Source organism: Bradyrhizobium sp. ISRA430 (assembly GCF_029909975.1).
Lineage (GTDB): Bacteria > Pseudomonadota > Alphaproteobacteria > Rhizobiales > Xanthobacteraceae > Bradyrhizobium.
The window spans coordinates 238283-263231 of the sequence record NZ_CP094516.1 but is presented as its reverse complement, the minus strand read 5'-3'; the positions used below and the strand labels follow the sequence as shown (position 1 = coordinate 263231).

At 64.3% G+C, this 24949-nt stretch carries 23 protein-coding genes; 10 read left to right on the top strand and 13 right to left on the bottom strand.

Annotated features, from left to right (window positions below):
* Positions 1-14: 14 nt before the first annotated feature.
* From MTX21_RS01345 to folE, 3 genes are all read right to left on the bottom strand, one after another.
* Complete coding sequence (locus tag MTX21_RS01345; RefSeq protein ID WP_280970154.1) at positions 15-1031, bottom strand: lytic transglycosylase domain-containing protein; 1017 nt, start codon at positions 1029-1031, stop codon at positions 15-17.
* Between the two features lie 220 nt (positions 1032-1251).
* A complete protein-coding gene (gene hisI, locus MTX21_RS01340; RefSeq protein WP_280970153.1) occupies positions 1252-1674 on the bottom strand; it encodes a phosphoribosyl-AMP cyclohydrolase in 423 nt (140 codons plus the stop codon).
* A 27-nt stretch (positions 1675-1701) separates the two neighbouring features.
* A complete protein-coding gene (gene folE / locus MTX21_RS01335) occupies positions 1702-2394 on the bottom strand; it encodes a GTP cyclohydrolase I FolE (protein WP_280970152.1) in 693 nt (230 codons plus the stop codon).
* 245 nt (positions 2395-2639) lie between these two features.
* Here folE and MTX21_RS01330 point away from each other — a divergent pair, with 245 nt between their 5' ends.
* Positions 2640-3095, top strand: a complete 456-nt coding sequence (locus MTX21_RS01330; protein ID WP_063702939.1) for an iron-sulfur cluster assembly scaffold protein — start codon at positions 2640-2642, stop codon at positions 3093-3095.
* Between the two features lie 112 nt (positions 3096-3207).
* On the opposite strand, the gene MTX21_RS01325 is transcribed toward MTX21_RS01330, so the two are convergent.
* Positions 3208-4107: a hypothetical protein gene (locus MTX21_RS01325; RefSeq protein ID WP_280970151.1), complete on the bottom strand. Its 900-nt coding sequence runs from the start codon at positions 4105-4107 to the stop codon at positions 3208-3210.
* Between the two features lie 255 nt (positions 4108-4362).
* On the opposite strand from MTX21_RS01325, the gene yidD reads away from it, so the two are divergent.
* Entirely contained in the window at positions 4363-4701 is a 339-nt protein-coding gene (gene yidD, locus MTX21_RS01320) for a membrane protein insertion efficiency factor YidD (protein ID WP_280970150.1), read from the top strand.
* Positions 4702-4792: 91 nt separating this feature from the next.
* Positions 4793-5005, top strand: coding sequence for a hypothetical protein (locus tag MTX21_RS01315; protein ID WP_280970149.1), 213 nt, complete (start codon positions 4793-4795; stop codon positions 5003-5005).
* Between the two features lie 3 nt (positions 5006-5008).
* Here MTX21_RS01315 and MTX21_RS01310 read toward each other — a convergent pair whose 3' ends face one another.
* The gene (locus MTX21_RS01310; protein ID WP_280970148.1) at positions 5009-6220 is read right to left on the bottom strand and encodes a hypothetical protein; all 1212 of its coding nucleotides are present in this window, start codon (positions 6218-6220) and stop codon (positions 5009-5011) included.
* Positions 6221-6222: 2 nt separating this feature from the next.
* Complete coding sequence (locus MTX21_RS01305) at positions 6223-7590, bottom strand: amino acid permease (RefSeq protein ID WP_280970147.1); 1368 nt, start codon at positions 7588-7590, stop codon at positions 6223-6225.
* 308 nt (positions 7591-7898) lie between these two features.
* Here MTX21_RS01305 and MTX21_RS01300 point away from each other — a divergent pair, with 308 nt between their 5' ends.
* Positions 7899-9212: an alpha/beta hydrolase gene (locus MTX21_RS01300; RefSeq protein ID WP_280970146.1), complete on the top strand. Its 1314-nt coding sequence runs from the start codon at positions 7899-7901 to the stop codon at positions 9210-9212.
* Between the two features lie 153 nt (positions 9213-9365).
* Positions 9366-9710, top strand: coding sequence for a GrlR family regulatory protein (locus tag MTX21_RS01295; RefSeq protein ID WP_280970145.1), 345 nt, complete (start codon positions 9366-9368; stop codon positions 9708-9710).
* 41 nt (positions 9711-9751) lie between these two features.
* Here the strand turns inward: MTX21_RS01295 and MTX21_RS01290 are convergent, their stop codons facing one another.
* Both MTX21_RS01290 and MTX21_RS01285 read right to left on the bottom strand, forming a co-directional pair.
* Positions 9752-10126 (bottom strand): hypothetical protein, encoded by a 375-nt coding sequence (locus tag MTX21_RS01290; RefSeq protein WP_280970144.1) that lies wholly within the window; start codon positions 10124-10126, stop codon positions 9752-9754.
* A 91-nt stretch (positions 10127-10217) separates the two neighbouring features.
* A complete protein-coding gene (locus MTX21_RS01285) occupies positions 10218-11390 on the bottom strand; it encodes an MFS transporter (protein ID WP_280970143.1) in 1173 nt (390 codons plus the stop codon).
* A gap of 186 nt (positions 11391-11576) precedes the next feature.
* On the opposite strand from MTX21_RS01285, the gene thrS reads away from it, so the two are divergent.
* The 3 genes from thrS (at position 11577) to MTX21_RS01270 (ending at position 15609) form a co-directional block, all read left to right on the top strand.
* Positions 11577-13619, top strand: coding sequence for a threonine--tRNA ligase (thrS, locus tag MTX21_RS01280; RefSeq protein ID WP_280970142.1), 2043 nt, complete (start codon positions 11577-11579; stop codon positions 13617-13619).
* A gap of 94 nt (positions 13620-13713) precedes the next feature.
* Positions 13714-14277: a nitroreductase gene (locus tag MTX21_RS01275; RefSeq protein ID WP_280970141.1), complete on the top strand. Its 564-nt coding sequence runs from the start codon at positions 13714-13716 to the stop codon at positions 14275-14277.
* Positions 14278-14340: 63 nt separating this feature from the next.
* Entirely contained in the window at positions 14341-15609 is a 1269-nt protein-coding gene (locus tag MTX21_RS01270) for a serine hydrolase domain-containing protein (RefSeq protein ID WP_280970140.1), read from the top strand.
* On the opposite strand, the gene MTX21_RS01265 is transcribed toward MTX21_RS01270, so the two are convergent.
* The 3 genes from MTX21_RS01265 to MTX21_RS01255 all read right to left on the bottom strand — a co-directional run bounded on the left by MTX21_RS01265 (position 15595) and on the right by MTX21_RS01255 (position 21092).
* A complete protein-coding gene (locus MTX21_RS01265; RefSeq protein ID WP_280970139.1) occupies positions 15595-18057 on the bottom strand; it encodes an EAL domain-containing protein in 2463 nt (820 codons plus the stop codon). The genes MTX21_RS01270 and MTX21_RS01265 overlap by 15 nt on opposite strands.
* A gap of 1287 nt (positions 18058-19344) precedes the next feature.
* Entirely contained in the window at positions 19345-19959 is a 615-nt protein-coding gene (locus MTX21_RS01260) for a hypothetical protein (RefSeq protein ID WP_280970138.1), read from the bottom strand.
* A 62-nt stretch (positions 19960-20021) separates the two neighbouring features.
* Positions 20022-21092 (bottom strand): hypothetical protein, encoded by a 1071-nt coding sequence (locus MTX21_RS01255; RefSeq protein ID WP_280970137.1) that lies wholly within the window; start codon positions 21090-21092, stop codon positions 20022-20024.
* Between the two features lie 238 nt (positions 21093-21330).
* Between MTX21_RS01255 and MTX21_RS01250 the strand changes: the two genes are divergently transcribed.
* Positions 21331-22359 carry a patatin-like phospholipase family protein gene (locus MTX21_RS01250; protein WP_280970136.1) on the top strand — a complete coding sequence of 343 codons (1029 nt, stop codon included), beginning with the start codon at positions 21331-21333 and terminating at the stop codon, positions 22357-22359.
* A 7-nt stretch (positions 22360-22366) separates the two neighbouring features.
* Here the strand turns inward: MTX21_RS01250 and MTX21_RS01245 are convergent, their stop codons facing one another.
* On the bottom strand, positions 22367-22795 hold the full coding sequence (locus tag MTX21_RS01245; protein ID WP_280970135.1) for a CBS domain-containing protein: 429 nt from the start codon (positions 22793-22795) through the stop codon (positions 22367-22369).
* A gap of 187 nt (positions 22796-22982) precedes the next feature.
* Positions 22983-23789, bottom strand: coding sequence for a rhomboid family intramembrane serine protease (locus MTX21_RS01240; protein WP_280970134.1), 807 nt, complete (start codon positions 23787-23789; stop codon positions 22983-22985).
* Positions 23790-24244: 455 nt separating this feature from the next.
* Here MTX21_RS01240 and MTX21_RS01235 point away from each other — a divergent pair, with 455 nt between their 5' ends.
* Entirely contained in the window at positions 24245-24799 is a 555-nt protein-coding gene (locus MTX21_RS01235) for a PAS domain-containing protein (RefSeq protein WP_280970133.1), read from the top strand.
* Positions 24800-24949: the final 150 nt, after the last annotated feature.

The following is a 24949-nucleotide window of genomic DNA, read 5'->3' as shown; positions in this document are numbered from 1 at the left end:
CATGAGAGTAGATGCTAGCTTGAGAATGTGCCGCTGCGATCGCTGAAGAGATCGAGCGGCTGCGGCGGTCGCACCTCCAGCATCGCCGAGGCAACGGAGGTCGGCGAGGTATTGTTGCCCCACAATTTCTGCACCGTCGTCGAGACCGGCTGCGTCGCGTCGCCGGGCTGATAGATCGAGCGAAACGCCGGTGCGGTCGGCGCATTGTCAGCCACCGTCGTTGTCGATGTTGCGCTGACCGGCGTCACTGCGCGCGTGTCCGGGAAAGTCTGGAGATAGGCAGCGTTGTCGATCACGGGCGTGGCCTGCACACCGTTTGTGCTCGCAACCAGCGTCATCGACGGCGTGTCGCCATACATCGCCATCGCGCTCCGCGTCGCCTTTGAATTCGCCGCGCTCGCATAGCGCGAGTTCAGCACCGAATAGACTTCGGAGATGCTGCGCGCGCGGCCGTCTTGGGCGTAGAAGATCGAGCGGTTGGCGGCGGCCGCATTCGGGAACAGGCGCGCGCCGACCGCTTGCGGATTGTCCTCGGCATTTGCGATCAGCTTGGCGGCACCGCCGACCCCCATGAAATGCGCCATGTAGAGTTCGCTGTCGGACGGCCGGCGCCCGAGCAGGCCGGTGAGCTTGAAGCTGTTGGACTGCGTCAGCGCCGCAGCCATGCTTGAAGCGGCCTCCGGATCATCGCGCAGCTCCATGATCGACCGCTTCAGAACGGGATCATCGACGGTGTAGCTGCCGGACAAGGTCTTGGTGATGGCGTCGGCGTAGCTGCCATAGCCGAGCTGGGCGCCAGCCTCCTTCACCGTGCCGAGCCAGGTCTGGTCGATGAACTGATAGAGCCCGTGCGCGGACGAGGTGGTGGCGCCCGCGGTCGGATTGAAATCCGACTCCATCTTGGCGGTGGTCAGCATGTATTCGAAGCTGACGCCAGAGAGATTGGAGGCCTGCTTGATCGCGCCGGCGACGCGCGCCCGCGACGGATCGATACCGGCCGTCTGCATGGCACTGGAGTTGTCGACCGACATGATGGAGTGCCCGCTCCGCGCGGCGTTGAGCAGCGCCGGCAATTCGGCGCCCTGTCGTCTCACCGTGGGACAGGTATGGTTAATGCGGAGTTAATAGACCTCTCTCGGTCATTCCGGGGCATCGCGTAACGATGAACCCGGAATCCACTCAGCCGCGCGTAATGTCTAGCGATGGATTCCGGGTTCGATGCTGGCGCATCGCCTCGGAATGACCGGAGAGCTATTTCTTATAGACGTCGTTCGGATCGAACAGCCGCTCGGCTTCAACGAAGACGAGCTTCGCGCCTGCCCGCTCGGCCTCGACCTTGCGGTAGAAGCAGGACCTGCGGCCGGTGTGGCAGGCCGCGCCCACCTGCTCGACACGAAGCCAAACCGCGTCCTGGTCGCAATCGGTCCGCATCTCGACCACGCGCTGGGTCTGACCCGATGTCTCACCTTTTCGCCATAAGGCGTTGCGCGAGCGGCTGAAGTACCAGGCCTCGCCGGTCGCTATCGTCTTGCGGAGCGCCTCGTCGTTCATGTGGGCGACCATCAGCACGTCGCCGGTCGCGGCGTCCGTCGCCACACAGGTGACGAGGCCGGCCGCGTCGAACCGGGGCTGGAAGGAGAGCCCTTCCTCAATCTCATGGGAGTGGGTGGACACGAAGCCCTCGCCAGTTACGCGCGAGGCTCAGCGTTGCGTGCCTCGCACCAGGGATAGGAAGCGGGCCTGCTCCGCCGGATTGTCGCGGAACATGCCGGTGAAGCGGCTGGTGAACGTCATCGCGCCATGCTTGGCGACGCCACGCACCGACATGCAGGTATGCTCGGCTTCGATCAGCACGGCAACGCCGCGGGGCTTGAGGATCTCGTCGATCGCTGCCGCGATCTGGGCGGTCAGGTGCTCCTGGGTCTGGAGCCGGCGCGCGAAGATGTCGGTGAGCCGCGCGAGTTTCGAAAGGCCGACGACGCGCTCCACCGGCGTGTAGGCGATGTGCGCCTTGCCATAGAACGGCATCATGTGATGCTCACACTGCGAGGTGAACTCGATGTCGCGCACCAGCACGAAGTCGTCATAGCCGGCGGTCTCGCCGAAGGTGCGGTCGAGCACCTCGGCCGGGCACTGGTGATAACCCTGATAGAGCTCGTCGAAGGCCTCGACCACGCGTCGCGGCGTGTCCAGCAGACCCTCGCGTTGGGTGTTCTCGCCGATATAGGCGAGCAGCGTCTTCACCGCCTGCTCGGCCTCTGCGCGCGCGGGGCGCGGCTGGTCGGCACGGACGGCGGCCGCAAGGAATTCGGAAGGATCGAGCTCCGCGGGGCGGCTCTCGGGCTGCTTGTCGGCGGGCTTGTTGGGGCGGATGGGTTTGATCAATGCGTCCATGTCAACTCCGTTCGACGGCCCTGCGGCCGGAGTGTCACCGGCAGACGGGGCGGCAGGACCGCCGGACGCCTGAAGAGAACAACCGATCTCGGCGCAAAAGGTCCTCGGCCCTAACGTCGATCACGGGATTCTGGATCACCGCCGCCGAACCGCTGGACTGTTTTTCCGCCAGTTCCGCCCCTATATAGGACCGTGGACGGCGCCCGCCAAGGCCGATCCGGTGAGGAAGTGCTGGACTCCATCACATGCTGAACGACATCTATAACAAGCGGATCATCGAGCTGGCCGGAAATATTCCGCGCCTGGGGCGACTTTCGGACCCCGATGCGACCGCCACCGCGCACTCCAAACTTTGCGGCTCGACCGTCAAGGTAGACCTGAAGATGGATGGCGACACCGTCACCGACTTCGCCCACGACGTGAAGGCCTGCGCGCTCGGCCAAGCCTCCTCATCCATCATGGCAAGTCACGTCGTCGGCTCGACTGCGAGCGAACTCCGTGAGTTACGCGAAACCGTTCGCAAGATGCTGAAGGAGAACGGCGCGCCGCCGGACGGAAAATGGGCCGAGATCAAGTTCCTCGAGCCGGTCCGCGACTACAAGGCGCGTCACGCTTCGACGCTGCTGACCTTCGATGCCGTCGTCGATGCCATCGGCCAGATCGAGGCCAAAGCCAAGCAGCCGGCCGCCGCGCAGGGCTGAGTCTCTCTTGATGTCATTCCGGGCGCACCAGCGCGACGCCCGGAATCTCGCGCCGCAATCTCCGGATTCCGGGTTCGCCGCTTCGCGACGCCCCGGAATGACCAGGAGAATCTTACTTCTGCGACGCCGCCACCGGCGCGGCACCGGTCGGCACCGACGCTTCCGCCGTCTTGGTCGACTTGGCCGGATGCGGCTGCCCCGGTTCCTCGCCGAACCTCTCCTGCGACTTTGGTGCAAGGTCGGCCATCGCGGGCGCCGAGACGTTGACGTTCGGCAGCACGTCGGCCACCAGGTCAGTCGTCACGAGATTGGTGAGCTTCAGCTCGCCAGCGTCGAGCTCGTGCAGGTCTTCCCACGGCGGCACATTCAATGCGAGCGACAGCAAATCGCCGGCGCCGCCCATGTCGAAGGTGTATTTGGCGAGCCGGCCGATGTCGCGCTCCACGATCATAAGATCCTGCGCGCTGTAGCTCGCCGCCTTGGCGTCGTCGGCGCGATCGCCCATCCAGATCTGATGGACTCGTACATGCGCAGTCTCGGGCACGTAACGCTTCTTGCCGGCCAGCAGCAGGAACACGCACATGGATTCGCAGTAGGCCTCGGGCGCGACCGCCGGACGAGCCCCCTGCCCGCCACGGTTCTGCTGCGTGATGCCGACAGTGGTCATGACGCCGAGGTTGCGGAAACGTCGGCCGAGCGTGATCGCGTCATTGACCGAACCACCGCTGGAGTCGAGGACGACGGTCATCCCGCCAAGCTGGCGCCCGCGCGCGAAATCCTCGAAGGCCTTCGGCGTATCCGCCGTGATGATGCCGACCGCGCTGACCCAGCCGCGACAGTTCGGCTCGCATGCGACCCAATTGAACTTCATCGGCAGTTTGCGCTCTTCAAGCGCAGCGCCGGCGTTTGCAGTAGAGGTGAAGGTCGCGACCGCGCCCGCCAGCGCAACGCAACAAGCAGCGGTTCCCACGACCAACCAACCGCGAAGATCAAGCGACTTCAGGAGTCTCAAAATGGTTCCTTCCCCAAGCCCCGATATTGCGCGAGTTATCCCCGCTTCGCGCCCGATGAGTCCATCATACAGACGTATGTCCTATCCCACGGCTGTCACAAAAATGGTATCCGGGGGAATACAGATCGTCCATATGGACTTGCTGCACTGCTCCCTAAAAACAGGCAAAATATGGCACGCGCGCAACATGTTGCTGTTCCGTGCGTAGGAACCGCGCAGCTCGAGGCATAGGTTTGCGGCCGGGCGCACATCATCATGAAGCATTCAGCATCAGAGGTCGGTTCCACAATTGCCGGTTCACTCCTGCGACTCCCACGCAATTTTGGCCGTGCGCTGATCTGGCTTTACCGGCACACGCTGTCGCCATTGGTCGGTTACAATTGCCGGCACCTGCCGACCTGCTCCGTCTACGGCGACGAGGCGATTGAACGCTTCGGACTCTGGGCCGGTGGCTGGATGACGATCGCGCGTTTGTTGCGCTGTCATCCCTTCGGCACTTCAGGCATCGATCGCGTGCCGCTCACCGCACCCGAAGGCGCGCGTTGGTACCTGCCCTGGCGCTACGGCCGCTGGCGCGGCGTCAACGCCTCCTGATTTTATTGCGGTGCTTTGTGCATCGCTGCTCCGACCGGAACCGGAACTTTCCGCTCGCGTTGATTTGATACTCCCACGGGAGGAAACAACAATGCGCTGGAAAATCAGCCCTCATTTTCATTTCAACCTTGGTTCGCATCTTCGAATTAGCCCGAGGGGCCACGATCCCAGAACCCTCGACCTGCTCGCCATCATCGCGCTTTTGGTGCTCGTGCTGGGCTCAGGCTGGTACTTGGCGACGAGCTTTTCCATGCCGCCGAGCACAACGGCGTTCATCGTGCCGAGCCAGAGCGTGCACTGGTAGCGACTAACGGAACCAGAAGAAGCGACCAGGCGGCGGGATCGGCTCGGGTGGACGCAGCCGCTTCGGGCGCGGCGGCTTCGGGGACGGCTCTGCGGATGACGTCGCCTCCGCCGCCGGCACGGCCTCACCTCCCGGCACCTTCACCGACAGCAGCAAGTTTGATTCATGCGTGCGCCAGCGATAGCCGATGCCGAAATCGATCGGCTGGGCGCGCGTGAACAATTCGGCGTAGCGCTCCTGGTAGCGGCCGGGAAATTCGTCGATCGGTCCGAGATACCGGCCGAACGGGAAGAACCGCCATTGCCGCGCATTGTAGTTCGCAAGCGGTATCCCGGAATCGTCCTGGATGATGGTCGCGCTGTTGGCGAGCAGCCAGTCGCGCACCGTGGTGAAGTTGCCGGAATGCAGGAGATAGGACGCGCTCTTGAGCAGGCTGTTGCCGGGCCCGAGCGTCTGGCAGAATTTCAGGAATCCCGTTGCGCGCGCGCTGGGATTGGAGAGATCGGTCGAGAAATAATAGAGCGTGCGGACCTCGCCGTCGCTGCCGACGAAGGTGATGCGGATGCCGCGGGTGGCCTTAGGTCCCGGATTGTCGTTGCCCGTATGCATCCCGCCCTTGTCGTCGAGCACCACCATCTCGACGTTGCGAATGGTCTTGCCCGAGCGTGCGAGGAAGACGTAGAGGATCGGCAAGGTGCCGTGGACCTGGTTGGCGTGCAGGTCGACCTTCATGTGCTTGGTGATGAAGAAGGAAAAGCTCAGGATCGAGCTCAGCGAGCGCTCGACGCTGTAGAGCGCGGCACCGACCGAACCGCGCGGCAGTTTCGCCAGATCGGGCACCGCGCCGACCGGCTCGAGCGCGCCGAGCACATAGGTGCTCGCCTTGGAATAGAAGGCGTCGGCGTAGAGGAAGTCCGGGCCGCTGAACATGTAGAACATGGTCGGCCTCGGCGCGGCAAGATTGACCTCGGCCCAGTTGCGGATCCTCGACAATTGCCGCTGCTCGAGCTGGGCGAAGGCACCGTCGAAGAATTTTGCGTGGTGCTGCCAGACAGGATCCCTCGTCAATGGCAGAAGGGGCGAGTCCGCCGAAGGCTGCATGCCTGCGAGGAAACGCGCCGTGTCGTCAAAGGTCACGTCGGCGGCGCGCGCGAAGGGAGCGCCCGCGAACGACAGAGCAAGAGCAACGGCCGCAATCTTCAAGGATCGAAACATGTCTATTCGCGATGTGATGAAGGGGCAGCGGCGGCCGGCCGCCTGCGGAAAACAGCGTAAATCAACAGGCCCGTGAGCATGACGAGCATCCCCGAAAGCGACTGTAGCGGCCGCTCCATCGACAGGTAGTACATCATGAAGGCGGTCACGAGCAGGAAAAGCAGCGGCGTGAACGGGTATCCCCAGGCGCGATAGGGGCGCGGCAGGTCGGGATCGGTGATGCGCAGCTTGATGACGCCTGCGACGGTGAAGAACGAACAGAACAGCAGCGCGAACTGGATGAAGTCCAGCACGGCCTCGAAGCTGCGCGTGAACAGGAGCAGGTTGGCGACCGCGAGCTGAAACAGGATGGCATAGGCCGGTGCGCCGCTCGCCGACCGCCGCGAGAACACGCGCAAGGCCGGGATGTCCTCACCCATCGTCATCATCACGCGCGGGCCGATCCACATCATCGCGCTGATGGAGGAGATCAGGCCGACGCAGATCATCGCGCCGACGATCCGGCCGCCGATGCCGCCGAAGATGGCGCTGCCGGCAATGCTCGCGACGTCGAGCTGGCCCGCAAGCACATCGATTGGCGTTGAATAGAGAAACACCGCGTTGAGCGCGACATACAGCAGCAACACGATCAGCGTGCCAGCAAGCAGCGCACGCGGCAGGCTCTGCTGCGGCGTGCGCATCTCGCCGATGATGTAGGTCGCGGCATTCCAGCCCGAGAACGAATACATCACGAACACGAGCCCGATCGCGAAGGGCGCGCTGACGATGTGGGCAAGGTCGCCAGCTTGCGGCGTGAAGGAGATCGGCTGCGGCGCGCCCATGACGAAACCGGCGACCAGGAACGCGACGATCAGCACGACCTTCAGGATGGTCGCGATCAACTGAAAGGTCGAGGAATGCCTGACGCCGGTGAGCTGTACGATCGAGACCAGCCAAACCACGCCGATGGCGAGCGGCATCGGCGGCAGATCGGGGAAGACCGATTTCGCATATTCGCCGAAGGCCATGGCCGCAAGCGCGACCGGTGCCGCAAAGCCCACCGTCGCCGAGACCCAGCCCGCGAGAAAGCCGAAGGCGGGATGATAGGCGCGGCCGAGGAAGTTGTATTCGCCGCTCGAGCGCGGAAACATCGCGCCGAGCTCGCTGTAGGAGAATACGCCACACAACGCGACGATGCCGCCGACGGTCCACAGCAGCAGGATCGAGAAGCCGGACGGGATGTCCTTGACCTGGAAGCCGAGACTGGTGAAGACGCCGACCCCGACCATGTCCGCAACGACGATGGCGGTCGCGACCAGCGCGGACACCCCGGCCCCACCTTCAGTCAGGCGGCCAGTCCAGGGCGCAGTTCCCGCATCTGATGCCGTCATCGGGGTTCTTAACCTCAGGCGTCGCCCTCGTGGGCGCATCGTGCAGTCCGGTCCAGTCAATTCAAGCAGGGTTAACAAGGGTTAAATGAGGCGGCCCAACTCGGTATCCAACCACCTTTCATGCACCTTTCCGGGCAATAACGCGCCTGAGGCCCGCCAAATCAGCCTTTCCCTCCCACAATCACGACACGATTGCATGGTCCTTTGCGGCGTTCCGGATGTGGGGAAAGTTTCTCCGGACACTTAACGTCACCTAAACGCCAGTCGGCTCAATTAGCCTCAAGCCGCTGGATCGGGGTCATGGGTGGATGGTCGGGGCCGTTCCGAAACTGAGAGTTGACGCGCGTGCGCACCGGACGACGTCCGGTGTGTACGCTCGTGCGCTCCGGATCGGCCTGATCTCAGCCTTGACAACGCTTTCGCTGACGCTGGTTCAATGCGGCAACGCGCCCAATCCCGCGGCGCTCGCGGCGAACTCGCAGGCCAACCCACAGGTTGTCGCCAAGACCAAGGTCGCAAGCGGCGACACGTTCGACGATCGCTTCCCTGGCCCGCAGTTCAGGGATCGCTTCCCGTCCGTGAGCGAGAGTTTCCTGCAGCGGCAGATGTCGGACTTCTCGCCCAAGCGCGCCGTACAGCAAGAGCCGGAGCAGCCGCCCTACAAGGTGGCGTCGCTCGAGCCGCAGGTTCCGTATCAGCGTCCACAGCGCGAAGACTTGACGACGCTGGTCAGCATGAAATCGTCGGCCTTTCCGTATTTCGGCAACAACCCCGCCTCTGACGCACCGTTCCTGAACATCTCCAAGGGCGACCGGCGCGGCCATCGCAGCTATTCGGGACGGGTCTACTGGCAGGACGAGACCTACAGCGACAGCCGCGTGCTGGTGCATGTCCCCGAGCATTTCGACGTGCGCAGGCCGGGCGTGATCGTGGTGTTCTTCCATGGCAACGGCGCGACGTTGGCGCGCGACGTGCGCGACCGGCAGCTTGTGCCGCAGCAGATCACCGATTCCGGCGCCAACGCCGTGCTCCTCGCACCGCAGATGGCCGTCGATGCCGCCGACTCCAGCGCCGGCAAGTTCTGGCAGCCCGGCGGTCTCAAGCGCTTCATCGCGGAGTCGGCCGAGCATCTTGCCCGCCTCACCGGCGATCCCAGCAGCGCACGCGCCTTCGCCAACATGCCAATCGTCATCGTCGGCTACAGCGGCGGCTTCCTGCCCACCGCCTGGAGCCTCGAGGTGGGCGGCATCAGCGACCGCGTTCGCGGCGTCGTGCTGCTCGATGCCGTCTATGGCGAGCTCGACAAGTTCGCGTCGTGGATCGAGAGCCATCGCTCCGGCTTCTTCGTCAGCTCCTACACCCATTACACCGCCCGGCGCGACCGCGAGCTGATGAGCATGCTGCGTCAGAAGGGCATCAGCGTCTCCGAGGCCATGGACGGTCCGCTGCGTCCCGGCAGCGTGATATTCGTCGAAACCGGCGACGGCATCACCCATCGCGATTATGTGACCCACGCCTGGACACGCAATCCGCTCAAGGACGTGCTGGTCAAGATGTCCGAAACGCCATCGCTGGCGCTGACACGTGTTGTAGCGACCAATTCATCCGCATCGAGCCGCTAGGCCGCACAGCGCCAGCGCCAGTGTCCTGCTGCGCTGTCTTCGATTCCTCCACGCGTTGATCAAAGTGTGATGTTGATGGGCGAACCTATCAGCGCTTCTCCGGATTGTTTCCGCCAACGGCGGCCATAACGTGCGCCCGGAATCGGAACTGGAATGCTGCGGGGACGGACAGTGCGTCAGGGGCTCTATAAGGTCGACTTCCATACGGTTCACGGCACCGGCTGTGGCGTAGTCTATGTAAGCGACGGCAAGATGCGGGGCGGCAATTCCGCCTTCGCCTTCATCGGCACCTATACGGGCGAAGGCGACGGCATCAAGGTCAAGATCTCGACCGAGCGCTACAACGACGATCCGTCTTTCAAGCCGCTGTTCGGGACCGACAGGATCACCCTGACGCTCACCGGCCGTGAGGACGGCGACACGGCCGAGTTCGAAGGCAGCGCACTGCAAGTGCCGGGCGTTGCCTTCCGGGCGGTGCTGAGCCGGCTGAGCGACTGAGCGCCGGCATCAGGTCTCTTGAAACTCAGGTCTCGTGAACCTTAGGTCTTGGGCAGCTTCGGAATGCTCTCGGCAAAACCGTTGAAGCAGGCCAGCCGCTCGTCCTCTTCCTTGAGGAAGCGGCAATCGGCGACGCCCTTGGCCTTCGCGGGCTTCGGCTTCGGCACCGGCGGGATCACCGCGTCGTAGCAGTTGAGGCGGTCCTTGGTGCCGTCGTCGATGTCGAGGCAGGCCTGGAGCCGCACCGCGACCGACTGCGGCTTGCCCTTCGGCGCCGCCGCGGTGGTGGCCGCCGGCTTGGTCCCCTTGGACTGGACCTGCACCAGTGGCTTGTCCCCGACCATCGGTGGCTTGTCGGTTTGCGCAAACGCGGACGCTGAATAGAGCACCGCGGCAACCGCCAAAATCATCCTCATCTCAGTCAACCCTCTTTGGTCCCCATGCCTCGCCTTCTAGCGCTCTCCCGCGCGGTTTGCCAAGCGCCTTGCGCACACGAAAACGCAAGGACTAGGCCGGCGCAGCGGCGGGCCGTGGCCGGGTCAGCGCGACCAGGCTCAGCGCCAGGCCGACGAAGCCGACGGCCACGAAGCCGAGCGTGTGCAGCAGTTCGCCGGCAAACAGGAGCCCGCCGACGGCGGAGCCGATGGCCTGGCCGATGTAGAGGACCGAGGTGTTGAGCGCGACGGTTGCCGAGGCGAGCGGCGGCGCTGCCGCAACCAGCCGCACCTGCTGCATCGAATTGGTCGAGGCAAAGCCCAGTCCCCAGATCGCGACCGAAATGGCCATCATCACATAGCTGCCGGCACTCAACGCCCATCCCGCAATGCCCGTGAGCAGCAGGCAGGTGAACAACACCGAAGTTCGATAGGGCCCCCAAGTGTCGACAATCCGGCTGGCGACGGCGACACCGAGGAAACCGCAGACGCCGTAGAGAGCAAACACCAGGCCGATCGCATCAGGGCTTGCACCGGTCAGCTTTGTGAGCAGCGGTCCCATGAAGGTGAACACTACGAACTGCCCGGACATCTGCAGCATGGTGATCGCAAGCAGCAGCACGATCGTCCGGTTGCGGCCGACCTCACTCCAGGTCTTCAGGTCCACCCGCGCGCCTCTTAAGCCTGCGGGCAGGCGCAGCAGCAACAACAGGAAGCTGACACAGCCGAGCACGCCGATCTCGCCATAGGCCGCGCGCCAGCCGTAGCGGCTGGCGATGAAGGTGATCAGCGGCAGACCAACGGCGGCGGCAAGCGACCAGCCGAGAAAGACGTATGCGATGGTGCTGCCGCGCTTTTCGACCGGCACGATCAGTGCGGCGGTGCCGGCGGCCTGCGGCGTATAGAGCGCGCCGACCGCGAGCATCACCAGGCGGATGGCGAGCAGGCTCGCATAGTCGGAGGCAAACGCCGAGGCCAGATTGCCCGCGGCAAGCAGCGCAAGTGTCAGGGTGAGCAGCATTCGCCGTTCGATGCGGCTGGTCAGCCAGGCCGTCAGCGGCGAGCCGATGCACAGCGTGATCGCACCGAAGGTGATCAGAAGGCCGGCCGCATGGACACTGACGTCAAGCCCCGCCGCCAATTCCGGCAGCATCCCCGCCGGCGCCAGCACCGAGCAGCCGGTGACGATATTTCCAAGCATCAGGGCGGTCGGCGCGAAACGGCGGGCGGCGGGGGCACTTTGCATGCAGGTGCATGTAGCGGACGCCAGCAGCGAGTTAAAGGGCGTGCCGCGAAATAGTTGGTGCAAGACCCACGGTTCACGCGTCCATTTTCTTGGAAATGCCCGATTGCACGGGCCGAATCGCCTGATATATCGCTCGTTCCCGCTTACCTGCGCTCGTTCGCAGGAGTGAGCCTCAGGAGAAAAGCAATGTCCGACCAGCACAAGTCCGAATCCGGCTTCCAGTACAGCCTCAGCAACCTGAAGCCCGTGACCCCCGCTGCCAAAGTCACCCTCACCTTTCCTGACGGCGCCCAGCGCCAATTCGAGAAGAGCATCACCGGCCTCGATATCGCCAAGGGCATCTCGCCGTCGCTGGCCAAGCGCACGGTGGCGATGGCGCTCGACGGCGAGCTCGCCGACCTCAACGATCCAATCGAGGAGGATGCCAGGATCGAGCTGATCGGCCGTGAGGATCCCCGCGCGCTCGAGCTGATCCGCCACGACTGCGCACACGTGCTGGCGGAGGCCGTGCAATCGCTGTGGCCGGGCACCCAGGTCACGATCGGCCCGGTGATCGAGAACGGCTTCTATTACGACTTCTTCCGCAACGAGCCGTTCACTCCTGAAGACTTCGCGGCGATCGAGAAGAAGATGCGCGAGATCATCGCGCGCGACAAACCCTTCACCAAGGAGGTCTGGGATCGCGAGAAGACCAAGCAGGTGTTCCGCGACAAGGGCGAGGCCTTCAAGGTCGAGCTGGTCGACGCCATTCCCGGCGACGAGCCGATCAAGATCTATTTCCAGGGCGACTGGTTCGATCTGTGTCGCGGCCCGCACATGACCTCGACCGGCAAGATCGGAAACGCCTTCAAATTGATGAAGGTGGCCGGCGCTTATTGGCGCGGCGATTCCAACAATCCGATGCTGACCCGCATCTACGGCACGGCGTTTGCCAAGCAGGAGGATCTCGACGCCTACCTCAGGCAGATCGAGGAGGCCGAGAAGCGCGACCATCGCAAGCTCGGACGCGAGCTCGATCTCTTCCACTTCCAGGAGGAAGGTCCGGGCGTCGTGTTCTGGCACCCCAAGGGCTGGACCATCTTCCAGCAGCTCATCGCCTATATGCGCCGACGCCTGACCGGCGACTACAGCGAGGTCAACGCGCCGCAGATCCTCGACAAGGTCCTGTGGGAGACCTCCGGCCACTGGGGCTGGTACCGCGAGAACATGTTCGCGGCGCAGTCCGCCGGCGACGAAGCCGAGGACAAGCGCTGGTTCGCGCTGAAGCCGATGAACTGTCCCGGCCACGTGCAGATCTTCAAGCATGGACTGAAGAGCTACCGCGACCTGCCCCTGCGCCTCGCCGAGTTCGGCGTGGTACACCGCTACGAGCCGTCGGGCGCCATGCACGGGTTGATGCGCGTGCGCGGCTTCACCCAGGACGACGCGCACATCTTCTGCACCGAGGATCAGCTCGCCGACGAATGCCTGAAGATCAACGATCTCATCCTGTCGACCTATGCGGACTTCGGCTTCACCGGCGATCTCACCGTCAAGCTGTCGACCCGGCCGGACAAGCGCGTCGGCACGGACGCGATGTGGGACCACGCCGAGCGCGTGATGGCCACCGTGCTGCGCGAGATCCAGTCGCAGAACAACCACATCAAGACCGAGATCAATCCGGGCGAAGGCGCCTTCTACGGGCCGAAGTTCGAATACGTGCTGCGCGACGCCATTGGCCGCGACTGGCAGTGCGGCACCACGCAGGTCGACTTCAACCTGCCGGAGCGGTTCGGCGCGTTCTACATCGACCATGACGGCGGCAAGAAACCGCCGGTGATGGTGCATCGCGCGATCTGCGGCTCGATGGAGCGCTACATCGGCATCCTGATCGAGCACTATGCCGGCAACTTCCCGCTCTGGCTGTCGCCGGTGCAGGTGGTGGTCACCACCATCACCTCCGAGGCCGACGAATACGCCAAGCAGGTGGTGGAACAGGCGCGGCGCGCTGGCTTGCGGGTCGAGATCGATCTGCGCAACGAGAAGATCAACTACAAGGTCCGCGAGCACTCGCTGGCCAAGATCCCGGCGCTGCTCGTGGTCGGCAAGAAAGAGGCCGAGACGCACTCGGTCTCCGTCCGCCGGCTCGGCAGCGAGGGACAGAAGGTGATGACGACGCAGGAGGCGCTCGCCGCGCTCCTCGACGAGGCGACCCCGCCGGACGTCCGGCGGGCGCGGGGTGCGGTCTGATCCCTTTAATCGATCTAAACCGGCTTTCGGTTGCGGGCGTGCATGCCTATCTCGGGATTGCACGCCCGACGACCAGCCGAAGAGGATACCGCAAGTGCCGGACGCCATCGAACTCCTGAAGACCCGCCGCTCGGTCAAGCCGCGCGAGATGATAGGGCCCGGCCCCTCGCCGGCCGAGCTCGAGACCATCTTGACCATCGGTGCGCGCGTGCCCGACCACGGCAAGCTCGCGCCGTGGCGCTTCATCATCTTCGAGGGCGACGCACGTGCGCGCGCCGGCGAGGTGATTGCCAAGGTTTTCGCCCGGAAGAATCCCGGGGCGGCGGCGGCCGACATCGAGATCGAGCGGAAGCGGCTCACAGACGCCCCGCTGGTGATCGGCATCGTCAGCTTCACCAAGCCGCATCCGAAGGTGCCGGGGTGGGAGCAGGAATTGTCAGCGGGCGCCAGCGCCATGAACATTCTCACGGCGGCGACGGCGCTCGGCTACGGCGCCTGCTGGCTGACTGGCTGGTTCGCCTTCGATCGCGACGTGATGGACGGGCTTGGCCTCAAGCCGGACGAAAAGCTCATCGGCTTCGTGCATATCGGCAAGCCGACCAAGCCGAGCGAGGACCGCCCTCGCCCCGCCCTGTCGGAGATCGTGACCCGATTCTAATCGATGTCTTGTTGACGCCTTGAGCGTCTTGCGGCTTTGATCCCGGCGAGGGAGGAAGCCCGGATGAAGCGGCGTGAATTTCTCGTCGGAGCGGCACTGCTGGCCGGCACGATGGCGCGCGGGCGCGCCTCCAGCGTCCCCTCCCCTGCTCCCGAACAGCTCGACCGTATCACGGCGTTCTTCGACAATGAGGTGACGAGCGGCCGGCTGCCGGGCGCCGTGATCCTGGTCCAGCAGCATGGCAAGCCGGTCTATCTGAAGACATTTGGCGTGCGCGATGTCCGGACCGGTCTTGCCATGACGACCGACACGATCTTCGCCATCCACTCGATGACCAAGCCGATCACGAGCCTCGGGGCGATGATGCTGATCGATGCCGGCAAGCTCGCGCTCGCCGATCCCGTGTCGAAATACATCCCGTCCTTTGCCGATACCAAAGTGGGGCTGGAGGTCACCAAGCCCGACGGCAAGCTGGCGCTGGATCTCGTGCCGCCGAACCGTCCCGTGAGCATCCAGGATCTGATGCGGCACACCTCGGGGATCAGCTACGACTATATCGGCGGCAAATGGGTCGAGCAGGCCTATAAGGCGGCCAATATCTTCGAGGGCCAGTTCGACAATAGGGAATTCGCCGAGCGCATCGCGCGCCTGCCGCTGGCGCGCCAGCCAGGGACGCTGTGGCGCTACGGTCACTCGACCGACGTGCTCGGCCGCGTCATCGAGGTGATTTCCGGACAGAGGCTCTACGACTTCCTGAAGCAGCACATCTTGGATCCGCTCGGCATGAGCAGCACCAAGTTCGTGCTGGCGACAGAGGAGGAGCTTGCGCGGATGGCGCGTCCGCTGCCGAGCGACCACATCCTGCTCGCCGCCGAGCGCGAACGCCTCGACCATCCCGAATGGCAATCCGGCGGCGGCGGCCTGCTCTCGACCATCACCGACTATCAGCGCTTCGCGCAGATGCTGCTCAACGGCGGCGAGTTCGAGAGCAAGCGCTACCTGAGCCCGGCTGCGTTCAAGGACATGACGACCGATCACATCGGGCCGGGCTCCGGCGTCGGGCGCGACTATTTCTATTTCCCGGGCGACGGTTTCGGCTACGGCTACGGCCTTGCGGTGCGCACCGATCCCGGCAACGCGAAGCCGCCGCCGCCGGGCTCGATCGGCGAATTGAAGTGGGACTCGGGCAGCGGCACCTATTTCGGCGTCGATCCCAAGCTCGACATGGTCTACATCATGATGCAGCAGACCCAGAACGAGCGCGGCCGCATCACGCCTGCCTTCAAGGCCCTCGTCTACGACTGTTATCCTCCCGAACTACGCCGCCCGTGAGGCGCGCTGGCCGAACTCGGTGAGCAGCTTGGCGATTTCGGCGGCAGGCCGCGCCGCGCTGAACAGAAAACCCTGCACCTCGTTGCAGCCTTCCGCGCGCAGCCAGTCGAGCTGGTCCTCGGTCTCGACGCCTTCGGCGGTCGTCGTGATGTTGAGGCTGCGTCCGAGTCCCGAGATGGCGCGCACGATCGCACCGCAATCGGGACGCTGCGCGAGGTCTTTGACGAAGGAGCGGTCGATCTTGATCTTGTCGAAGGGGAAGCTGCGCAGGTAGCTGAGGCTCGAATAGCCGGTGCCGAAATCGTCCATGGAGATGCCGACGCCGAGCTCGCGCAACTGGTGCAGGATCGCGAGATTGGCATCGGTCTCGGCGAGGAAGATCGACTCGGTGATCTCGAGCTCGAGCCGCCGCGGCGACAGGCCGGACTGCGCCAAGGCCGAGATCACGACCTGAACCAGATTGCGGCTGCGGAATTGCGCGGGCGACAGATTGACGGCGACCTTGACGTCAACAGGCCATTTCACCGCCTCGGCGCAGGCTTCGCGCAGCACCCATTCGCCGAGCTGGGTGATCAGGCCGATGTCCTCGGCGACGGGGATGAATTCCGCCGGCGAGATCATGCCCTTGTCCGGATGGCGCCAGCGCAGGAGCGACTCGAAGCCGGAGATGCGATCGGATGCGATCGACACCAGCGGCTGGTAGTGCAGCTCGAACTCGCCATTGGCGAAGGCACGGCGCAGATCGACTTCCATATCTCGCCGCTTCTGCGCCTGGAGGTCCATCTCCCGCTCGAAGAAATGGTGTACGCCGCCGCCGTCCGACTTTGCGCGGTACAGCGCCATGTCGGCATTGCGCAGCAATTCCTCCGACGTCGCGCCGTCACCCGGCGACAACGCGATGCCGATGCTCGCGCCGATCACCGTCTCGAGCCCGTCGACGTCATAGGGCGCGCTCAGCATCTCGATCAGCAGCGTGGCGCAGGCGCTGGCCTCGTTCGGCGAGACGTCCGCCGCCAAGATCACCGCGAACTCGTCACCACCGAGCCGCGCGGCAAGGTTGGGGCCGCGGATCGCCGTTGCGAGCCGCTCGGCGACCTGCTTCAGCAGGCGGTCGCCGACGGGATGGCCGAAGGAATCGTTGACGTTCTTGAACAGGTCGAGATCGATGCAGAGCACGCCGACCCGCTTGCCGCCGGACTGGTCGAGCGCCTGCCGCAAGCGGTCCTGGAAATATTCGCGGTTCGGCAGGTCCGTGAGTCCGTCATGGTGCGCCATGTGGGCGATGCGAGCCTCGGCCTTGCGCCGCTCGGTGATATCGACCACCGCGACCAGATAGCCATCGCGATCATTGAAGGTGACGCGGCGGCCGAAGGTCAGGACCTCGATCTCGCTGCCGTCGGCGCGGAGATGCCGCCAGTTGCGCGAGGAGTGATAGGCATCGCCGATGCGTTCGAGCGCTTCGGCGTGGCTGTCCCACTCGTCCTGCGGCCAGATCTCGGGCAGCGTCATGCGCAGGAAGGTGGCGCGGCTGTAGCCGTAGTGTTGGACCGCGGCGTCGTTGACGCCGAGAAATTTCTTCGTCTCCGCGTCGAACACCCACATCGGCATCGGGTTGTTGTCGAACAGCAAGCGGAACGAGGCGTCGCGCCGCTTCAGCGCCGTGACGTCGGAGATCGTCAGCGAGACGATATCGGCGAAGGCAGTGGCGCTCAGGCGCAGATGGCGGCCATCCGCCTCGATCTCGAGCTGCTCGCTGCGGCCGCCGGAGACCGCCGCAAACAGGATTGCCATGATCTCGCTTGAGGCCAGCAGCGTTCCGCTCTCCTTGATACGGCGCCACAACAGGCCGCGGTTCGCGACGTTCAGCAGCAGCTCCGCGCTCCTGTTGTGATGGACGACCTGCAGATCGAACGGCTGGCCATGAGCGTCGCGCAGCGTCGCCAGCGACACCACCGCGTCGTCGGTCGACGAGAAGATCGCGTCGAGAAGATTGTATTGAGCGCCGCGCTCGTTGACATAGGCACCGACCAACGTCGCGCCCCAGCGCGAGGCGGTCGGCAGCGCCAGCACGTCGTAGGTCCTGACCATGCCGTCGCGGACACAATGCGCGCTTGCCTGATACGGCCGCCCGTTCTCGAGCGCGCTCGCCACCGCTTCCGACAGTGCGGTGGCGCAGTCCGGCGCCAGCTCCGTGACCGGAATGTCCCAGCGCTCGTCGCCGAGCCATTTCTGCACGTAGCGTCCGCTGCGCGACAGTTCGAGCGCGCCGTCGCCCTTCAGGAGTGCGATATGGTCGGCGAGCCGCCCAAGGCTGCCGAGCATCACATCCTCGTAGCGCGGAAGCCGCTCGCCCGGGCGCAGCGCAGCACGCCATTTGCGCTGAAGCACCGGCATGTCGTCGAACATCTCGGTGGCCGATTTCCCCGGCGCTTTCTTTGCGGCACTCATCATCGTCCCCAACGCAACTTCCCGCCGCATCCAATGCAGGCCCACTTAACGGCATGTAAAAAGCGTGCGATCGTTCCGCGCAAAGGGCGATTATGACAGTTTTAAGTCAGGCGTTGGTTAGTGCGCGTTAGAGACTATGACAGTTTCTTTTCACGCGCTGTGAGACTGATGAAAACGTTGCCGCATCCTCGTCGTCCTGGCGAAAGCCAGGACCCGTAACCACAGGCGGTTATTGTTCGGCACGATGGTGGCCACAGCCGTCGTTTCAATAACGCTGACCGGGGTAATGGATCCTGGCTTTCGCCAGGACGACGGTGGGGCGCATTGCACGCAACTGCCTCAACCTCGTCATTGCGAGCGCAGCGAAGCAATCCAGGCTGCCGCCGCGGAAGGATTCTGGATTGCTTCGCTGCGCTCGCAATGACGAAGTGTGGGGACACGCATCGCTTTCTCAATTCGCATGTCGGTCTCGGAAATAGCTTCGCATTCTCGCGGCTTGTTTCGCCCGAGCTTGCTTCGTCGCTTCACCCTCACCAATGAAAGAGGGCGCAGGGAAGACCGGGAGCCGGCTGGCTCCCATGGCCCGCCATGCGCAAGAGTAGTTTGCGCTACAATGCACAGCGGGAAAAACCGCGGGGCAACCGGAAAACATCCCGGCCTTCCCTGCGCAGTGGTTGGAACGGCTTATGTCGCGCTCTCCCCGGGGAGCGATGCACTATTGCCCCCGTCGCCTTGCAGATGGCTGATGCGCGCGGTCCGGTCGGGCCGCCACATCTCCGCAAGACTTGACGCACAGACTCCGGGCGCCAGGACCACACGATTTTGCCGTACGCTGATCACACCGGTCGTGTGCGCGATGCCTTCGCTCACGGTCGCCCGCCCTGCAAAGCCCTTCGCGCCGACGTGACCTGCATCCACCGCCGCCCGGCCCGCGTGTCGTGACGATCGCGATACGCCCCTCTTCCTTGGGCCGGAGTGAGCGAAAACTACGGCAAAACAGAATTTCTGTAAAGACGAATATTTTCGTCTAGCGAATTGACCTATCGCTGGCGTGTTTTGCCCGACGGGCAGCGCAAGGACTTGTAGGGTGGGTTAGCGAAGCGTAACCCACCACTTTAGCTTCCCGTCGCGAGACGTGGTGGGTTACGCCTTCCGCCTTCGCTGGTTGAGCTACGGCGGACGCGGTCGGCAAACCCACCCTACGAGACTATTCCGGCTTTCGATGCGCTCGATCCGGGCTGCGGGATAGCGGCTGCTGCCGCGCACCGAACAGCGTAGGGCGCGCAATCAGTCTTCGCTGGAGGCTGCGGAGCGGTTGGTCAGATAGGCCTGTGACAGGAGAAAGAACAGCGCACGCTCGCCATGATACTTGGCGGCCGGACGCGTGCGCTCGAACCCGTCCGCAAATATCTTGCCGGACTGGTCGCTGACTTGCCATCGCCAGCCAAACCGCTTGCGCCTCGTTAGGACCACTTCGAACATCTCGACGGGCTGGGCCTTCTGCTCACTGCCGGCGGCGCAGGCGTCGATGCTCTGCGCTCCGGGCTCCCTTGGACCGATGCCCGACATATAGCGCAGCGGAGCGGAAAGAGAATAAAATTGATTGTCGAAATTGCGTAGCCGCAGGCCGGCTGTGACGAATGCACAGCTCTGGGAATGCGCTGCAGCGATAGGTGTTGCGCGCGGTTTCGTATTCACATCAGAACGCAAAAAACATGATGGTGAGCATCCGCTCACCGCTATGAATGACGGGGAATGACGGGCGTCAGCAGGCGACAAGGAACAGTGATCGCCTTGCGCGGCCGCTTCGCCGCACCACAACTGGATTTGGTGCGCTGAATGAGAAGTGCGGTACGATATTGCGGAAGTCTGCAGGATCGGAATCAGCCCAGTCACGGCCATCCGGACGATCAGCAGGAAAAGGGTGCGCAGCGAGTTGCGCCCGGCGGTATCCCGCGTTCAGCTTAGCGGGCGACGACTTCGACCTCGCCGTCGACGCCGTTCACGACGTTGAAGCCGCGCTCGTAGACCTTGCCTTCGTTCTTGGCGATGGCGCGGTATTCGCCTTCGGAGAGCACGACGCGCGGGAAGGCGCCGATCGATTCCTTGATGACGTCGCCGCCTGGCGTCAGCACCGACCAGGCGGTATTGGCGAGCGCCTCGCCGCCCTTGTCGCTGACGAGTTTGAGCGTGATCACGGCGGCGCGGTGGGTGATGGTGACGTCGGTGAGCTTGCCGGCCTGGACGCGAATGTCCGAGCGCACCACCGAGTTGGCGTCGCCGTAGTTGGAGATGATGTAGTAGGTGCCCTCCGGCAGCAGCACGACGTCGCCGGCCGCGACGTTCGGCACCAGCGAGGCGCGCTCACCGGACTCGAACTGGCTGCCCTTGTAGATCGCGAACGAGATCTGGTTCTGCGGAATGCGGCTGGTGCCGACGCGGCCTTCGATGCGCAGGCCGCCCGCGGGCAGCACGAAGGATTCACGGTCGGTCTCCGCCTTCAGGCTGACCGTGCGCACGGCGCTGACGAGACCGAAGGCGACGTGCACGACATAATTGCCGGGCGGCAGCACGATATTGGGCGTGGCGTTGCGATCCTCGCGGATCAGCTTGAAGGTGCCGTTCTCGTCCGGCCGGTCGGCAAACACCCGCCACACCAGCCCGCTGCTGATCGCCGGCAGGTCCTTGCCGTATTTCGCGGTCAGCGAGAGCACGGCCTGTCCGGGGGCGGCGACGTTGAGCGGCGCGGACGGCGGCACCGTCGTAAGCGCGGGCGGAATCGTCGGGGAAGTCGGCTGCGTCAGGGTCGGCGGCAGGCTGGGCGGTGCGGCGCCCGGTCCCGAAGGCGGCGCCAGGCTCACCGCGCCGCCGGGGTCTGGCACCGAGGCCGGTGGCACCGGGGGCGGGCGATCGGAGAAAAGCTGCGCTTGCACGGCGTTTTGGCCGAAAAACAAGAGGCATGCGGCAAGGCTTACAGCCGGCAGCAGCCGAACGCTGCGCCGCCATCTGATGATGCCGTCACCCCCACTAATCATGTCACCTGCTTTTGACCGAAAACGCGGCAAATTCAAGCCTCAGGAACCCCAGGAAATACGGTCATCTGGAACCCGATTGACGCCTGCGTGATTAGACTTAAGACAACAGCCCATCGCCATACTCCTGCCCAGTGCCCTTCCCAAAGCGGCATAAACCATGCTTCGTCCTGGTTCTGGCGGCGCGGCAGTGTGGCGCCTAGTCTGGTGATGCGGCTGGCCCCGGCGTAGGAGAGTTTCGGTGCTGGACATGTTGAAAGGTCGGGGCGCAAGCGTCTCGAACGGCGAGAAGATCGGGCTCGGCAGCATTCGCCGACCGGTTATCGGCCTTGCCCTTGGCGGCGGGGCGGCCCGCGGATTTGCCCATATCGGTATCCTGAGAACGCTGCTCGCGAACGGCATCGTGCCCAACGTCGTGGTCGGTACCTCGATCGGCGCGGTGGTCGGCGGCGCCTACGCGACCGGGCAGCTCGACACGCTGGAGGACTGGGCGCGCAGCCTGCAAGGCGTGCGCAACATCCTCGGCTATCTCGACATCCGCCTCAACGGCTCCGGCCTGATCGGGGGCGAGAAGCTCGCAACCCGGCTCGAGGCATCGATCGGCCCGACCCTGATCGAGGACCTCGGCGTGAAATTCGCGTCCGTTGCGACCGAGGTCCGTACCGGTCACGAGATCTGGCTGACCCATGGCCGTGTGGTCGACGCGATGCGCGCCTCCTACGCCCTGCCCGGCATCTTCTCGCCCGTGCTGGTTGGCGACCGCTGGCTGGTCGACGGCGCGCTGGTGAACCCGGTGCCGGTCTCGGCCGCACGGGCGCTCGGCGCGGAAATCGTCATCGCGGCGAACCTTTCAAGCGACATTTTCACCCATTCCACGACGATCTATTCGCATGGTGCGGTACCCGAGCCGATCGCGCCTGTGACCGAAGAGCCCGCGACGAAGCGGCGCTTTCCGCGCTTCTTCTCGCCGGAGCGCACGGTGAAGCGCGAGTTCTTCGGCGGCGGCGGACGGCCCGGCATCTCGGCGGTGATGGTGGATGCCTTCAACATCATGCAAGACCGCATCACCCGTGCCAGATTAGCCGGCGACCCGCCGGACATGCTGATCACGCCGCGGGTCGGCCAGATCGGCTGGTTCGACTTCCATCGCGCCGACGATCTGATCGCGTTCGGCACGCGCGCCACCGAGCGCGCGCTGGATTCGATTCAGGAGGCTATCCAAGTTCTGGCGCCGGCGCCCGACGGCACCGCGCCGAAGGCCGGCGATTGAGCCCGGTTCAGGCGGTCTTGATGTAGTCGCGCAGGGCTTCCTGCTCGGTTTCGTATTCCTGCACGCGGCGCTTGACGATGTCGCCGATCGAGATGATGCCGACCACCTTGCCGTTGTCGACCACGGGCAGATGGCGGAACTTGCCGGTGGTCATCGTCTCCATGAGCTCGGCCACCGTGTCGGTTTCCTTGCAGGTCACGACCTTGCGGGTCATGACTTGGCTCACGGGCTCCTCCAGCACGCCTGCGCCTCGGTCGCCGAGCACGCGCACGATGTCACGCTCGGACAGGATGCCTTCCAGCCGGCTCTGATTCATCACCAGCACCGCGCCGATCTTCTTCTCGCCGAGCAGTTTCACCACGGTCGCGAGCTTGGCATCGGGCTCGACGCTCATGATCTGATGGCCCTTGGCGCTAAGAATGGAACGTACCGTCATTGTCGCCTCCCTGAATCCCGTCCGTCCGCTTGCGCGGCCCGGACTTGTTCGCGAGTCTTCAACTAACAGTTACAGCGCCGGTTCATGCTTCAGGCGCCTGTCGAAGCACCGCCGCTAGCGGCTTGTTGCTTCGGAACATTCTTCGTTGCGATGATGGATGAATTCGGGCGGCGCCGCAAGCGCCGCTTCAAATACGGTTTGAAATGTCCTGTGATGACGCATCCGCAGCATCGCTTCGCGCACGCGGCACAGGATCGAACAGCGCAAACAGCAAGAGCCCCGTGAAGAAGCCGCCGATATGGGCCTGCCAGGCCACGCTCGCGCCTTCGGTCTCGATCCCGAGCGCCCCGACGCCGAAGATGATGTTGACGCCGAACCACACCGCGAGGAACGCGAGCACCCGTCCATCGCGCAGCGCCCGCGACAGCGGCAGCGCCGGAACCTTTGCTGCAGTTTCGGCATCCGCGCGGTTGAACGACAGGAAGCTGCCGCGCGCGAAAGCAAAGCGGATCGCTGCCGCCATCGCGCCCGACACCGAGGCCGAGGCGCCGATCATCGGCGCCACCGCATGCTCGTGGGTGACGAGATGGGCGAGCGCGCCGGCCGCCGCGGTCACCGCCATGAAGATGAAGAACCGGATCGCGCCAAAGCGCCGTGCCAGCGCACTGCCGAACGGCAGCAGCCACAGCACGTTGAAGCCAAGATGGGTGAGATTGGCGTGCAGCAGCGAATAGGTGACGAAGGTCCAGACCTTTGCCCCGGTGCCGCCGGGGATCTGCAGGTTGAGCAGCGAGGAATCGTAGCGCTTCGGGATGAAGCCGAAGACGTCGATGGTCCAGTTCTCCAGGTCCGCCGGCAGCAGCATCCGCAAATGGATGAAGGCCAAGAGGACGATATAGACGGTCAGCGCCGTCGGCAGCGTCAGGACCGGCTCGCGCGGAGCCTCCTCGATGGCAGCCGGTTGGTCTGGTGGAAGATTTGGCGGGGAGTCCAAGGGTACTTCGCTTTCAGGCGCGAACGGAGCGACAGGCTTGGAGATAGTCGCCTTTGCCCACCTGGTGCAAGTGCACAAAAGGAAAAGGGAGGGCCCTGCGAAAAGCCCTCCCTGTCCGTGTCGGCCTTCCGGCACCTGGAGGAATAAGGAGTATCCCCACCCCTCCCCGCGGCCAGTGACCAAACTGTTTGACGCCCTGTGTACAGCCCCGCCGAGAACCTGGTTGAAAGCGGCGCGGCTTGCGATCGGGATCACCATACCAGCCGCGCCCGATGCGCAAAGCTCATCGTTAATTTAACGTTAACGACGCAAAACCGGTCCCCACGCGGCCGAAAACGTGCCCGCGGCATGGACGCTGCAAATCCCCTCCTGCACAACAACGAAAGGGATCGCGGGTGCACTGAAGCGGGACAGGTGTGTCCCGCGAGGTCGCGCCCGGGGGTAAGCGTTCAAACATGAAACATCCGTCGAGCCGCGAATTCTTCGCGTATTGGAACGAAAAGCGCGGCGCTGCCCGGGCGCCGGACCGGGCCGATATCGATCCGGCCGCCGTACGCGGCCTGCTCGGGGACATCTTCGTCCTGTCCTGCGAGCCGAATCTCGGCTTTCCGTTCCGCGTCGCCGGCACCCGCGTCTGCGCGCTCGCCGGCAGCGACCTCAAGGACCAGAGCTTTGCCGCACGGTTCACCGCGGCAAGCCGCGGCGAGATCGAGGAGATCGTTACGGTCGTCGCCGACGAGACGCTCGGCGCGATCGCCGGCCTCACCGCCGCGCGCGAGGACGACAGCAAAGCGCATCTCGAGCTTCTGCTCCTGCCCTTCAACGCCCGCCCGCACACGCCGGTGAGCATCACCGGCGTGCTCGCACCGTTCGACGACGAATGCGGCCCGCTCGGCGCGTTCACCCTCACCTCCTGGCGCTATCTGCACCAGCCGGAGAAACTCCTGCCGCGTGCCATCCGCAAGCTGCAAATCGCACGCGGACTGATGGTGTATGAGGGGCTGAGGTAGTCTTCGAAAGCTAGGCGCAAGACATCTCGCGCAGAGCTCGCCGCGCGACAAATGATCGCGCCTGCGGCTTGGCCGTTTTTGCCGGATTTGCGTCATTTCCGATGCCGCCCCGACCGGGTAGCTTCCGCGCCACGTGAAGCGGCGAAGACC

Bases quoted from the DNA above. Each gene is read 5' to 3' on its own strand.
- MTX21_RS01255 (WP_280970137.1), bottom strand. From the start codon at position 21,092: ATGATTAGTGGGGGTGACGGCATCATCAGATGGCGGCGCAGCGTTCGG.
- MTX21_RS01270 (WP_280970140.1), top strand. From the start codon at position 14,341: ATGAAGCGGCGTGAATTTCTCGTCGGAGCGGCACTGCTGGCCGGCACG.
- MTX21_RS01305 (WP_280970147.1), bottom strand. From the start codon at position 7,590: ATGACGGCATCAGATGCGGGAACTGCGCCCTGGACTGGCCGCCTGACT.
- yidD (WP_280970150.1), top strand. From the start codon at position 4,363: ATGAAGCATTCAGCATCAGAGGTCGGTTCCACAATTGCCGGTTCACTC.
- MTX21_RS01245 (WP_280970135.1), bottom strand. From the start codon at position 22,795: ATGACGGTACGTTCCATTCTTAGCGCCAAGGGCCATCAGATCATGAGC.
- thrS (WP_280970142.1), top strand. From the start codon at position 11,577: ATGTCCGACCAGCACAAGTCCGAATCCGGCTTCCAGTACAGCCTCAGC.
- MTX21_RS01315 (WP_280970149.1), top strand. From the start codon at position 4,793: ATGCGCTGGAAAATCAGCCCTCATTTTCATTTCAACCTTGGTTCGCAT.
- folE (WP_280970152.1), bottom strand. From the start codon at position 2,394: ATGGACGCATTGATCAAACCCATCCGCCCCAACAAGCCCGCCGACAAG.
- MTX21_RS01265 (WP_280970139.1), bottom strand. From the start codon at position 18,057: ATGAGTGCCGCAAAGAAAGCGCCGGGGAAATCGGCCACCGAGATGTTC.
- MTX21_RS01295 (WP_280970145.1), top strand. From the start codon at position 9,366: ATGCTGCGGGGACGGACAGTGCGTCAGGGGCTCTATAAGGTCGACTTC.
- MTX21_RS01285 (WP_280970143.1), bottom strand. From the start codon at position 11,390: ATGCAAAGTGCCCCCGCCGCCCGCCGTTTCGCGCCGACCGCCCTGATG.
- MTX21_RS01345 (WP_280970154.1), bottom strand. From the start codon at position 1,031: ATGTCGGTCGACAACTCCAGTGCCATGCAGACGGCCGGTATCGATCCG.
- MTX21_RS01290 (WP_280970144.1), bottom strand. From the start codon at position 10,126: ATGAGGATGATTTTGGCGGTTGCCGCGGTGCTCTATTCAGCGTCCGCG.
- MTX21_RS01260 (WP_280970138.1), bottom strand. From the start codon at position 19,959: ATGGCCGTGACTGGGCTGATTCCGATCCTGCAGACTTCCGCAATATCG.
- MTX21_RS01310 (WP_280970148.1), bottom strand. From the start codon at position 6,220: ATGTTTCGATCCTTGAAGATTGCGGCCGTTGCTCTTGCTCTGTCGTTC.
- MTX21_RS01330 (WP_063702939.1), top strand. From the start codon at position 2,640: ATGCTGAACGACATCTATAACAAGCGGATCATCGAGCTGGCCGGAAAT.
- MTX21_RS01235 (WP_280970133.1), top strand. From the start codon at position 24,245: ATGAAACATCCGTCGAGCCGCGAATTCTTCGCGTATTGGAACGAAAAG.
- MTX21_RS01300 (WP_280970146.1), top strand. From the start codon at position 7,899: ATGGTCGGGGCCGTTCCGAAACTGAGAGTTGACGCGCGTGCGCACCGG.